The organism is Chryseobacterium sp. BGA-UO-ETr-SB22, assembly GCF_059567885.1.
Map to the genome: position 1 here is coordinate 84,975 of NZ_JCAQOV010000001.1, position 12,572 is coordinate 97,546.

Annotated in this window: 9 protein-coding genes; 1 reads left to right on the forward strand and 8 read right to left on the reverse strand. The window is 36.2% G+C overall.

The window, feature by feature from the left end:
• From AC57AW_RS00400 to AC57AW_RS00435, 8 genes are all read right to left on the reverse strand, one after another.
• On the reverse strand, positions 1 to 1,809 hold the full coding sequence (locus AC57AW_RS00400; protein WP_496350427.1) for an Ig-like domain-containing domain: 1,809 nt from the start codon (positions 1,807 to 1,809) through the stop codon (positions 1 to 3).
• Positions 1,810 to 1,834: 25 nt separating this feature from the next.
• Positions 1,835 to 3,097, reverse strand: a complete 1,263-nt coding sequence (locus AC57AW_RS00405) for a serine hydrolase domain-containing protein (RefSeq protein WP_318848393.1) — start codon at positions 3,095 to 3,097, stop codon at positions 1,835 to 1,837.
• Positions 3,098 to 3,274: 177 nt separating this feature from the next.
• Positions 3,275 to 4,204: a 2-hydroxyacid dehydrogenase gene (locus AC57AW_RS00410; protein ID WP_318848394.1), complete on the reverse strand. Its 930-nt coding sequence runs from the start codon at positions 4,202 to 4,204 to the stop codon at positions 3,275 to 3,277.
• A gap of 45 nt (positions 4,205 to 4,249) precedes the next feature.
• Positions 4,250 to 4,636: a GxxExxY protein gene (locus AC57AW_RS00415; protein WP_496350428.1), complete on the reverse strand. Its 387-nt coding sequence runs from the start codon at positions 4,634 to 4,636 to the stop codon at positions 4,250 to 4,252.
• An 87-nt stretch (positions 4,637 to 4,723) separates the two neighbouring features.
• Positions 4,724 to 5,266, reverse strand: coding sequence for an acyl-CoA thioesterase (locus AC57AW_RS00420; RefSeq protein ID WP_047381641.1), 543 nt, complete (start codon positions 5,264 to 5,266; stop codon positions 4,724 to 4,726).
• Positions 5,254 to 6,006, reverse strand: a complete 753-nt coding sequence (locus tag AC57AW_RS00425; RefSeq protein ID WP_496350429.1) for a hypothetical protein — start codon at positions 6,004 to 6,006, stop codon at positions 5,254 to 5,256. The genes AC57AW_RS00420 and AC57AW_RS00425 overlap by 13 nt, the downstream gene beginning before the upstream one ends.
• Before the next feature lie 204 nt (positions 6,007 to 6,210).
• Positions 6,211 to 8,328 carry a TonB-dependent receptor gene (locus tag AC57AW_RS00430; protein ID WP_496350430.1) on the reverse strand — a complete coding sequence of 706 codons (2,118 nt, stop codon included), beginning with the start codon at positions 8,326 to 8,328 and terminating at the stop codon, positions 6,211 to 6,213.
• A gap of 294 nt (positions 8,329 to 8,622) precedes the next feature.
• Entirely contained in the window at positions 8,623 to 9,393 is a 771-nt protein-coding gene (locus AC57AW_RS00435) for a WG repeat-containing protein (protein ID WP_496350431.1), read from the reverse strand.
• Positions 9,394 to 9,679: 286 nt separating this feature from the next.
• Between AC57AW_RS00435 and AC57AW_RS00440 the strand changes: the two genes are divergently transcribed.
• Entirely contained in the window at positions 9,680 to 12,463 is a 2,784-nt protein-coding gene (locus AC57AW_RS00440; RefSeq protein WP_318848399.1) for a bifunctional aconitate hydratase 2/2-methylisocitrate dehydratase, read from the forward strand.
• The last annotated feature ends 109 nt before the right edge of the window (positions 12,464 to 12,572 follow it).

A 12,572-nucleotide genomic window follows, 5' to 3' on the forward strand; every position in this document is an offset into this window, starting at 1 on the left:
TTACTTTGACGGAGTTAAAACGGCATTACCAGACTTAAATTCTTTTTTCAGTACTTGTTTCGTCGTTGTAGCAGGTGTTGCCGGCAATGAAGTTTCTGATGACGAAGCTGGAGTTGGAGTCGAAGCTGGCGCTGGAGTTGAAGAAGTTGATTTAGGACTGTCAAGTGTTCTGGTATCCTTCAGATCCCAATCTTCTCTTGTTTCCCACAATCCTCGTACGATCACTTTTTTATGGAAAATATACGCATCTTCCGCAAAAATGTCATTGGCGAAATCGGCCTCATCCCAATATTTATTTCCGTTATTATCCACCAGTATTCTTACAATGTATTCCCCTGGTTTCAATATATCAAACTTTACTTTATCTCCTTTTATATATTTCTGATAAGCTATTTTATCAGAAGAATCTACCATCTGAATCCAGTAATTTGCAGCCGGAGCATTCTGAATAGAGAATTCAACGCTTCCAAACTGGTCTATTTTAGCAACATCAAAGTCGAAACGCTTTGACTGGGTATTTTTTGTATAGAATGAAGATACAGTTTCCTTAGGAACAGTAAGCTCATAGCTTTTTCCCATCACAAAATCTGACTGAACATGAATCTGATAAGGATTTGTTTCCGAAATCTTAGCAGTGAATGGTAAAGTGGTTAAGCTGTCACCTTTGATCTTTAATGTCCATTTTGAAGGATCAATTTTATCAACAATATAATTTGATGCAATTTTCAAATCTGCCTTTGGAGCAATTGAAGTTCCGTCATTATCACTAAAGACATCCATTGCATTCTTCTTATTGTATCTGTAAAATAAAGAAACGCTGTAGGCACTATCTTTTTTCGGGCCTTTATTGTGAGTGAATGTGAGTTTTTCATTGGCTGTCTGCCCCACATCATCTTTTACAGCATCAAACCATATTCTTACAGAATCGGATTTTGGATTGTGTGTTATTTTAAGATCCTTTATTTTCTCATTCAGTGACTGAACTTTTACTTCGTCAGGATTTCCTTCGAATGACATTAAAATTCCGCCCGCAATTTCTTTCATATCCGAATACTTCACAGCCTTTCTGGAAGGATATACCTTTAAATTCAATCCTGAAACGGATTTTTCAACATCTATCGGATCTTTCTGGAACCCAACTTTTTCTTTTCCTGGGTCGTACATAGAGTTTCCGTTTTCATCATCAAAAGCGATAATTTTATATTTTCCCGGGGTCAGATAATTCAGTTCATAATATCCATCTTCATCTACTTTTGTAATGTAGTAAGGTTTTTTCTTGTAATCCATTGTATCTTTTACCTGATACAACCCAACTACAAGTTTATTTTCCGTTGTTGTGCCCGTTTTCTTTTTGATATCCATTGCATCTTTTACCTCACCGCTGATGTAAAGATCATCCAGTTTGTCTCCCGTGGAAAAAGCAAAATTGAAATACCTCAGTATATTCGACTCATTATTATCTACAATAGAATTTCCGAAATTGAAATTATAGGTTGTATTGGCCTGAAGAGTGTCTGTCCATTGGATCAGCACAAATTTGTTGGCTATATTGGAAGGAAGAATTCTCGTTATCCCTTTAATTGGAGGTGAAATAATCAGGTTTTTATTGATGTCTTTCAATGTCACATATTCATCAAAATCCAGACGGAGTTCGTGAATATCTTTTTTAACATTAATTCTTGTAGTATCAATGTTTGAACTTAAAAACCTTGGTGCTAAAGTATCCTTAGGCCCTCCAACAGGAGATCCCACTCTTGCACATGAATGTACAAGAAAGCAGATAACAAATAATAAAAGAAACCTTTTCATGAAAATGTTTAGGCAAAAATAAACATTATTCTCCAAAAACTTCCTGTCCGGAATTTAAAGTATCTTTATTGTCATGCATAACAGTATGCAGCTTCTCCTTCTGTAAAGGAAAATCTTCAAATAATCCTGATAAAGCAAGGGCTGTATATACTTTGTTTGAATATTTGTTTCCGATAGCAACAATAGTAACTTTAGATTTTAAAAGATGGGCAAATACAGAGTTTGTACCATGCCACCAGCCGTTGTGATACGTTAGCTTTTCACCATTATCAAAAATTTTCATCCTGAATCCTAATCCATAATTATTCATTCCTGCCTTTTCATTGCTGTAAGGAGCAAAAACCATCTCCATCAGTTCTGACTTCAGGAAATTTTTCGAATACATTGCTTTTGAGAAGTTGTACAAATCTCTTGGGGTAGTATATACATTTTTATCACCATAAATAAGATCCAATCTGTCCAGAGGATACAATTTATTTCCTCCATAATAGAAAGACTGTGACGCTGTAGGAATATCTTTTTCCTGGAAGATGTACGTATTATTCATTTTCAGCGGAGTGAAAACCATTTCTTTCATTGCCTGCGGGAAAGGAGTTTTTGTTACTTTCTCAATCAATAAAGCCAATAAAGCAAAGTTGGTATTACAGTACATAAATCCTGTATCGGTATCTCTTGCCAGATCAGGTTTGTATTTGATAATCATATTCAATACATCCTGATTCGTAATAAATTGTTTGGAAAGTTCTGCCGGTGCGGGCTGTATTTTGGTAATAAAATATTCGTATTTCGGAAGGCCGCTCCTTTGGTCCAACAAGGTCTGAACGGTAACATTCGGATATGGGAACCCCGGAAAAAACTGAGTAAGATGATCTGTAAACTTTATTTTCCCAGCCTCAATCAGTTTCATCATCGCCATCGCCGTTAATGTTTTTGAAACCGAAGCTACGTGCAATGGTGTATTTTTATCAATCGGCATCTGATTACCTTCTCTTCCGAAGCCTCTATAGTTTTCGTAAAGAATTTCATCTCCTTTAGCAACCAGAATTCCACCGCTAAGGTTACCTTCTTCCCATATTTTTTTGTAATACTGATCTATATAGCTTACCGTTGTCTGTTTGTTCAAAAGCTGCCCGTCACCTTTGACGAAAATACTTCCGAAGTCTACATTTCCATAGTTGGGCAGATTAGTCGTGTTTTCAGCTGAAACTTCTTTGGCTTCAGACTTTTTTTTACAGGAAAATATCGATAAAAGAACAGTTAGGATAAGTACAAAATTACGCTTCGTCATGAGATTCAAAATGAGCGGCAATTTAATAAAACTCAAAAATAAATAATAACCAAGAGAGGGACATTATGAATTATTTAACATAAATAAAAGGAAAAGTAAAATTTGACGGGGCAAAATCATAAAAAAAGCGAATTCACTTTTTGTAAATCCGCCTTTTATCTTTTTATTTTTCTTTTTCTAACAATGTGAAGCAACAATTTTATCTACAATAAATTGAGCCAGCTTTTCTTTGCTCTGATGGGTCCAGCCGGCAATATGCGGCGTAACAATTGCTTTTTCAGATTCAAGAAGGTATTTTAAATCTTCATTTTCTGTTTCAATATGCTCAAAGGAAGATTTTTCGTATTCTAATACATCCAGACAAGTGCCTTTTACCTTTCCTGACTTCAACGCTTCTACTAGATTTTTAGTTTTCACATTCTTTCCTCTTGCCGTATTGACAAAATAGAAGTCGTTTTTCATTTCTGCGATGAACGTTTCATCGATAAGATAATGTGTTTCTGAAGTCAAAGGAATATGCAGACTCAAAACCTCAGCAGACTGCTTCAGTTCTTCCAGTGAAACCTGTGTTGCATATTCATCCGAAAGGCCAGGAAGCAGATCATGGAAGACCACTTTGCATCCGAACCCCGAAAGTCTTTTAGCGGTAGCTTTTCCCATATTTCCATATCCAATAAGTCCTACTGTTTTCCCCAACAATTCATCTCCTCTGTTCTCTTCACGTTTCCATATCCCGTTTTTCACCTCCAGAGAAGCAATAAAAAGTCTGTTCATGATCACAAGCAGCATTCCTACCACATGTTCTGCTACAGAATCTCTGTTCCCTTCCGGAGAATTGATCAGTTGAATTCCCAGTTTCTCAGCAACAGGAATATCAATATTTTCCATTCCCGCTCCTACTCTTGCAATAAATTTCAGATTCTTACCTTTTTCCAGAAAGTTTTGGTCTAATGGAATACGGCTTCTGATGATAATCCCATCGTAATTTTCAATTTTATCACAAACCTCATCATAAGACGATGTAAAATCCTCTTCCAAAATAAAATTCTGAGCCAAAAGCTGTTCTGTAATAAGAGGATGGTTTTTATCTAAAAGAAGTATTTTCATAGTTTAAACACAAATGTCACTAATTGATTTCACAAATAACACAAATTACAAGGTACCGTTAATCACTCTTTTCACTCCATTTTTAAACTGGATTGTATTAAAGTTGATCAACATACCAAGCTTACAATTGCTTAAACGAAGGTAGGTGAGTATCTGCGCCAGATGAATATCATGCAAAGATTCTACAGATTTTATTTCCAGCACAAATTTTTCTTCAATCAAAAAGTCAAGTCTATAGCCAACATCCATTTTTATCTCATCATAAACTAATGGCATTGGTTTTTGCCTTTCTACAAGAATATCATGTTTATTTAATTCATAAAACAGACATTCTTCATAGGCACTTTCCAAAAGTCCTGGTCCCAATGACTTATGAACTGTATATCCTGCTTCGTAAACAATTTTTGATATATCGTTTTCAGAAATATCCATTTTAATATTTTTTTTCATGTGACCTTACACAAACCATTTGTGAAAATTTGTGTAAGACATTCGTGTTTTTTGTGTTTTATAAGGGTCTTACTTTTTGTCTTTCTTAGATTCCTGAGGTTCCTGGAAAAGTTTTTTAAGCTCTACAGATTCCAAAGGCTTCATTCTTCCGGAAAGGATTAATGAAAGTTCTTTTCTACGGAATGCTGCTGCAAATCTTTCTTTTTCCTCTTCTGTTTCCGGAACCATTTCCGGGATAGGAATCGGACGGTTGAACTCATCCACTGCAACGAAAGTATAAATACCTGCATTGGTATGAATTTTCTTTTGATTGATAGGGTCATCCAACCATACATCTACATACACCTCCATAGAAGTAGAGAATGCTCTGGAAACTTTAGATTCCAAGACCACTACTCCGCCTTCCGGAATCGGATGATTGAAAGATACGTGGTTTACTGAAGCGGTTACTACTCTTCTTTCGCAGTGTCTTGCTGCAGAAATAGACGCGCAACGGTCCATTTTTGCTAAAAGTTCACCCCCAAAAAGATTTCTTAAAGAATTGGTTTCGTTCGGAAGAACGATATTGGTCATAATGGTCAGAGATTCTGACGCTTTTTTTATTTTTGCCATCTAGTCTTAGTGTTGTTTGGAACGGCCGGAGCGGATTTTACTCCTTTTCCGACAGGTTTTGCTAATGAATCTTTTTTCAAAGAATCTGAAACGGATGTTTCCGGGGTATGTACCATCACCTTAATTGTATCTTTTACAATTCTGTGGGTAGAGGTCTGTACAGAAACCTTATTGAAAGATTTCTTACCAAAAAGAAGTTCCTGCTGGGTAAAAGCCAGGTATAAAATCCCCAAAACCGGAATAACCAAAAGGAAAATCCAGAGAATAGTTTTTCTGAATTTAAAATCCTTTTCGCGGTTGACTGAAGGATTCACCTTCTCACCGTTATTGATATCTGAAAATCTGATTTCTTCCAGTCCATAAAAGTCCGGACGTCCTGATTCTATTCTTTTTCCTTTGAAATGGGTATGCCCTTCTTCAATGAAGACTGTTCCAAGGTTTTGAATTTCAAGAACCTGTTCGGCCTGAAGTTTTTTCTTCCAAAAATCTGTCTGGATCTTCAGATCACTTCTTGAAGCTTCTAAGGACATCTGTTTTTGTCCTGCAATAAAAGCAGTAAGATCTTCAGCCTTTACTTCGTAGTCTATTGTAAATTCAATCTGACTGGCTGGAGGTAAGATGCTCCCGTTTTCGGAATTGATAATTGCCTTAGAATTTTTCAGTGAAAACACCCCAAAGCCTGGAACCGTGGCAGTTCCAAATTGTTTTATGTATTCTAAAATGTATGCTGAAATATTCATTTGGCAGCAAATTTATGACTTTTTCATGACTTTTTAAGATATTTAACCTATATAAAAAAAGACTGCCGAAACAGTCTTTTGATTATTCTGTATCAAAATAGGAATACAGGTATTTAAACTTCTTTTTTTAAGCTTAACAATTATAATGAAATGGGTAAAAGGACAAATCTGCAAATTCATTTATTTGCTTCCCAGACCTTCTCATTATTGAATCTTCCAGCTTACACCAAACATGAAATTGGTTCCTGCCTGTGAAAAATAATACGGCTGTCCTTCGTACACAGATCCGTTGTTGACATATTTTTTATTGAAGAGGTTATTGACCAACAGTTTTAATGCAACTTCATTATTAGCAATTTTAAACTGATACTGCGCGTTGAAATCTGTCAGGAAATAATCTTTAAGCTGTAAGTTGGCATCTTCTGTATTGTCCAGATATTGTTTTCCAACATATTGGTTCATTAAAACAAACTGAAAATTCTTTGTAGGATTGAATTTCAGACTTAAATTGGCAATTACATTCGGAGAAAATGAAATCTCTGTATTTCCAAGACTTTTAGGAATATCTCCATTTTGAATATTAAAATCCTGATTTCTACTCTGACTTAAGGTTACGTTTCCAGAAACCTCCCATTGTTTGGATAATTTTGCCAAAGCACCCAGTTCCACTCCTCTTCTGTAGCTCTTCCCGGAATTGGTTCTGATGAAAGCCCCTACATTATTAAGTACACCATTTAAAACAAGTTGGTTAACATAGTACATGTAATAAACGTTCGCGGTAAGTGATACAATCCCAAACTGTTTTTCAAAACCTGCTTCAATGTCATGAAGTTTTTCTGCTTTCACATCGTTATTCGCCATCAGATCATCTCTGTTCGGTTCACGGTGGGCATGGGCATAGGAAAGGAAAACTTTCCCTCCTTCAATTCTGTAATTTACCCCTGCTTTCGGATTAAAAAACAACCAGTTTTTACTTAAATCAGCTCCTTCACCATCACCAGCCATCAGGATCTTGGTATTGTAATTGATTTTTCTTAGTTGTAAATCACCAAAAAATTCAAAATTATCTACTCTTAACAAAGCTTTTGCAAAACCGGATACTTCATTCTTTATTGAGCGGCTTCTGTAATACTCACTTTCTTCAATCTGAGGAAAAAATACTCCCGTAACATTTCCGTAATGTCTTCCGTAATATTGATTGGCTACTACTCCAACGTTCAGATCTAAGTTTTCAAACTTTCCGTAAAGTGTTGAAACCACTCCATAAAAATCATTATTCAACCATTTTTTTCTGATAAAGTCTGAATATTTTACGGTTTGCCCACCCTCAGCCAAATCAGGTAAATTGTATCTGGAAAAAGGATCTCCCTGCTTATAGTTTTCGTAATAACCTTTTCCTTTGGTATAGTGAAAAGTAGTTTCCAAATTCCATCGGTCACTGAATTTCTGCTCCCAAAGCAATTGGTAATGATTCTGTCTGTAATTATCTGTTTCGTTGTCATAGAAACTTACGATATTCTCCCAATTGGCATCATAAATTGCTCCTGAAACATTAAATTTAGGATCGGTCTCCCATGTTTTGCGGTCAATCCCGTTCCAAGCCTGGTAGGTTTTCTCTTTTCCACCAAAAGCCATTAAACGTAATTTGGTGTTTCCTTCTTCAAATAAGGCCGTAAAATTATAAGAATGCAGATTTGATGAAGCTCTGTCAATATATCCATCAGAGTGAATATGAGTATATCTTCCCATTACGGAAAGGCGGTTTTTCCAGAATTTCCCGGAACCTATCTCAGCTGAATATTTGTAGGTATTGAATGAGCCGTAGCTGTCATCTGTTTTAAAATAAAACTTTTCTTCAGGATCTTTAGAAATCACATTGATACTTGCTCCGAAAGCAGAAACACCATTATTGGAAGTCCCTACCCCTCTTTGAATAACAATCTGTGAAGCAGAACTCGTTAAATCCGGAACATTCACAAAAAATGTTCCCTGACTTTCAGAATCATTGTACGGAACGCCATTCATCATTACATTAATCCCACTTCCTGAGACTCCACGAATTCTAAAACCGGTATACCCCACTCCATTTCCTGCATCTGAAGTGGAAATAATGGAAGTTTGATTTTTTAAAAGAATAGGAAGATCCTGTCCTAAGTTTTTTCCGTCTAAATCTTTCTGTACATTAATGATTTCCTTTGCTACAGGAAGTCTTCTGGTAAAGTTGACGGCTTCAATTTCTCTGACTTTCAGAGAATCCTTATTCTGAGCCTGGATAAAAGCTACAGAGCCTACGCTAAGCCCTAAAAAAAATAATCCTTTCATTCTATAAATCTTTGACATTTAATGAATAAAAGGGGATCGATAAGATATTATACAATTCAGCGCCTGATGAAGACGCATCCCTAAACAGCATTACCTGTTCCAGGTTCATTGGGTATAATCTCAGCCTGTTAAAGCACCCCTTTATTTCAGCCGCAAAATTACAAAAAATATATGAATTGAGATTCGGGGTGCGAGGTGAGGGGTTTTGAGTTATGGGATAGAAAAAAGTAGAATGAAAAATAAGAGTTATTGGATGAATCATTCATCATTCATCATTCATCATTTATAATTTTTTTAGTAGGTTTTATTATCAGCATCCACATAATAGTAGCTTTTTCCGTCTTTGGTGACTTCAAACATCTTACCCAGCTTCCAGCTAAAATTTCTTTTAATATTCGCGTATTCAAAAGGAATGATGATCTTATTGTTAACGTCAATAACTCCAAATTTATCATTATTGGAAGCAACAATCATTGGGTTGGCTACATCGTCTCCTTCCATAATGTACAGATACTGATATTGAGGATAAATCTGAAACTGTCTGTAATCTGCAGCATTCACAAATTTTGATTTTTCAATAATTCCGTAAAAGCCATTCATAGTATAAGCCTGAAATAGCTGCTGTTTATATTCTTCGAAGATGCATTTTCCAAAATCGGCTTCTTTGAACTGGTACACTCTCTTTCCAGACTGGTCTACCCGGTAAGAGATCATATCTTTCTCTACTGTAGCATAGTCTTTTGTTCCAAATTTTCTGACCTTTTCATTAGGTGAATTCAGAAGGTTGCAGTCTTCGTAAAAAAATACAGCAATGTGATATTCTGGCTGAATAATAAATTTCCCATTCTGGTTAACATACCCAAACTGATCACCTTTCTTTTTAGGAATCAAAACCGGAAGATCTTTATTGATCACCACCAAATCAGGATTAGGCTTATTGGCTGCAGTCCCTTTCTTAACCATAGTTTTAGCCCCTTTTTTCACTGTTACTTTCTTCACAGATTTAGTCTGTGAAAAAACGAAAACCGAAGTAAAAATGCATAAAACATTCAGGATATTTTTCATATTCGCCATATGTCTACAAAAATATGACCAAAAATAGATATTATAAAATTCATATTTATAAAGAATCTAAATAATTTCGTTTCTATAAAATATTAAAAATTCGTAATTTTGGGAACATTTTGAATTGTTTGATAATTTTAAAAACTTTTAAAAAAGTGTAGATTATGCTGACTTTATTCGGTTAATGTTGCATCAAAATGCGAGAACTCAAAATGTCATTAACTGTATTTGTACAGACCGGTAAAGAAGAAGCAGACCTACCTTTAATGTTGAAAGACCTTCTATTATGAATATTTATAAGGATTACATCAAAGAGATTGAAGAAAGAAAAACCCAAGGGCTTCATCCAAAGCCAATTGATGGTGCTGAATTACTAAGCGAAATCATTACACAGATTAAAGATTCAGGTAATGCTGACCGATCGGATTCTCTTAAATTTTTCATTTACAACACGCTACCCGGAACGACAAGTGCGGCGGGAGTGAAAGCAAAATTTTTAAAAGAAATTATTCTGGGTGAATCCGTAGTAGAAGAAATTTCTCAGGCATATGCTTTTGAACTATTATCTCACATGAAAGGCGGACCTTCTATTGAAGTATTGCTTGATCTTGCTTTAGGTAATGATGCAGCTATTGCTAAAGAAGCGGCAAACGTTCTTAAAACACAGGTTTTCCTTTATGAGGCAGATACAACCCGTCTGAAAGAAGCATTCGACAGCGGTAATGAAATTGCAAAAGAAATTCTAGAAAGCTATGCAAAAGCTGAATTCTTTACCAAACTGCCGGAAGTTGTTGAAGAAATCAAAGTAGTAACATTCATCGCTGGTGAAGGAGATATCTCTACAGATTTACTTTCTCCTGGTAACCAGGCTCACTCAAGATCAGACCGTGAACTTCATGGTAAATGTATGATCACTCCTCAGGCGCAGGAAGAAATTAAAGCTTTACAGGCACAGCATCCTGATGCAAGCGTTATGCTTATCGCTGAAAAAGGAACAATGGGTGTTGGTTCATCAAGAATGTCAGGAGTAAATAACGTTGCTCTTTGGACAGGGAAACAAGCAAGCCCATATGTACCATTTGTAAACATTGCTCCAATTGTAGGAGGAACAAACGGTATTTCTCCCATCTTCCTTACAACGGTAGACGTTACCGGAGGTATTGGTGTTGACCTTAAAAACTGGGTAAAGAAAGTTGACGAAAACGGAAACCCAATTCGTAACGAAAATGGTGATATCGTTCTTGAAGAAGCTTATTCAGTAGCAACAGGAACTGTTTTAACAATTAATACAAAAGAAAAGAAATTATATAACGGCGATAAAGAACTTATTGACCTTACTAAATCTTTCACTCCACAAAAGATGGAATTCATCAAAGCGGGCGGATCTTACGCTATCGTATTTGGTAAGAAACTACAGACCTTTGCAGCTCAGCTTTTAGGAGTTGAAGCTCCTGCTGTTTTTGCTCCATCAAAAGAAATTTCTCACGAAGGACAAGGACTTACTGCTGTAGAAAAAATATTCAACAGAAACGCTGTTGGAACTACTCCAGGAAAAGTATTACACGCAGGTTCAGACGTTCGTGTAGAAGTTAATATCGTTGGATCTCAGGATACGACAGGTCTTATGACTTCTCAGGAATTGGAATCTATGGCTGCGACAGTGATTTCTCCAATTGTAGACGGTGCTTACCAGTCAGGATGTCACACCGCTTCAGTATGGGATAAAAAAGCTCAGGCTAACATTCCTAAGCTGATGAAATTCATGAATGAGTTCGGTCTTATTACAGCCCGTGACCCTAAAGGTGAATACCACGCAATGACTGACGTAATTCACAAGGTTCTTAACGACATCACTGTAGACGAGTGGGCAATCATCATTGGTGGTGACTCTCACACAAGAATGTCTAAAGGGGTGGCTTTCGGAGCTGACTCAGGAACAGTTGCTCTTGCATTAGCTACAGGTGAGGCGTCTATGCCAATTCCTGAATCTGTGAAAGTAACGTTCAAAGGAAACATGAAAGAACACATGGATTTCCGTGATGTAGTTCATGCCACTCAGGCTCAGATGTTGAAGCAGTTTGGAGGAGAAAACGTATTCCAGGGTAGAATCATTGAGGTTCATATCGGAACACTTCCTGCTGACCAGGCATTTACCTTTACAGACTGGACTGCTGAAATGAAAGCCAAAGCTTCTATCAACATTTCTGAAGACAATACTTTGATTGAATCACTGGAAATTGCAAAAGGCAGAATCCAGATCATGATTGATAAAGGTATGGATAACCATAATAAAGTTCTTCAGGGATTAATTGACAAAGCTGATCAAAGAATTGCAGAGATCAGATCAGGAGAGAAACCTGCTTTGACTCCAGATGCAAACGCTAAATATTATGCTGAAGTAGTAGTAGATCTTGACATAATCGTTGAACCAATGATTGCTGACCCGGATGTAAACAATGATGATGTATCTAAAAGATATACACATGACACCATCAGAGATCTTTCTTACTATGGAGGAGAGAAAAAAGTAGACCTTGGTTTCGTAGGATCTTGTATGGTTCACAAAGGAGACCTTAAGATTGTTTCTCAAATGCTTAGAAACATTGAAAAACAACAAGGGAAAGTAGAATTTAATGCTCCTCTTGTAGTAGCAGCGCCTACTTATAACATCATTGATGAACTGAAGGCAGAAGGAGACTGGGAATTATTAGAAAAATATTCAGCTTTTGAATTTGATGATAATGCTCCAAAAGGAGAAGCTCGTGTTGAATACAAAAACGTAATGTACCTTGAACGTCCTGGATGTAACCTTTGTATGGGTAACCAGGAAAAAGCAGCTAAAGGAGATACAGTATTGGCAACTTCTACACGTCTTTTCCAGGGAAGAGTAGTTGAAGATTCTGAACGTAAAAAAGGAGAATCTCTGCTTGCTTCAACTCCAGTTGTTGTTTTATCTGCTATTATTGGAAGAATTCCTAATATTGATGAGTATAAAGCAGCTGTAGAAGGCATTGATCTTACAACTTTTGTACCTTCCATTAAAGAATTGACAAGTACAAGCGCTCACTAATAGAAGCAATACAATAAGTCGTAAGACTATTGAAAATTATATAATTGGAAGATTTTAGTCCTTTAGGATTTAAAATCTTCCAATTTTTTGTTTAGAATGTTTCTATTTT

Excerpts from the sequence above, each read along its gene's own strand:
- AC57AW_RS00400 (WP_496350427.1), bottom strand. The coding sequence starts at position 1,809 with ATGAAAAGGTTTCTTTTATTATTTGTTATCTGCTTTCTTGTACATTCA.
- AC57AW_RS00405 (WP_318848393.1), bottom strand. The coding sequence starts at position 3,097 with ATGACGAAGCGTAATTTTGTACTTATCCTAACTGTTCTTTTATCGATA.
- AC57AW_RS00410 (WP_318848394.1), bottom strand. The coding sequence starts at position 4,204 with ATGAAAATACTTCTTTTAGATAAAAACCATCCTCTTATTACAGAACAG.
- AC57AW_RS00415 (WP_496350428.1), bottom strand. The coding sequence starts at position 4,636 with ATGGATATTTCTGAAAACGATATATCAAAAATTGTTTACGAAGCAGGA.
- AC57AW_RS00420 (WP_047381641.1), bottom strand. The coding sequence starts at position 5,266 with ATGGCAAAAATAAAAAAAGCGTCAGAATCTCTGACCATTATGACCAAT.
- AC57AW_RS00425 (WP_496350429.1), bottom strand. The coding sequence starts at position 6,006 with ATGAATATTTCAGCATACATTTTAGAATACATAAAACAATTTGGAACT.
- AC57AW_RS00430 (WP_496350430.1), bottom strand. The coding sequence starts at position 8,328 with ATGAAAGGATTATTTTTTTTAGGGCTTAGCGTAGGCTCTGTAGCTTTT.
- AC57AW_RS00435 (WP_496350431.1), bottom strand. The coding sequence starts at position 9,393 with ATGAAAAATATCCTGAATGTTTTATGCATTTTTACTTCGGTTTTCGTT.
- AC57AW_RS00440 (WP_318848399.1), top strand. The coding sequence starts at position 9,680 with ATGAATATTTATAAGGATTACATCAAAGAGATTGAAGAAAGAAAAACC.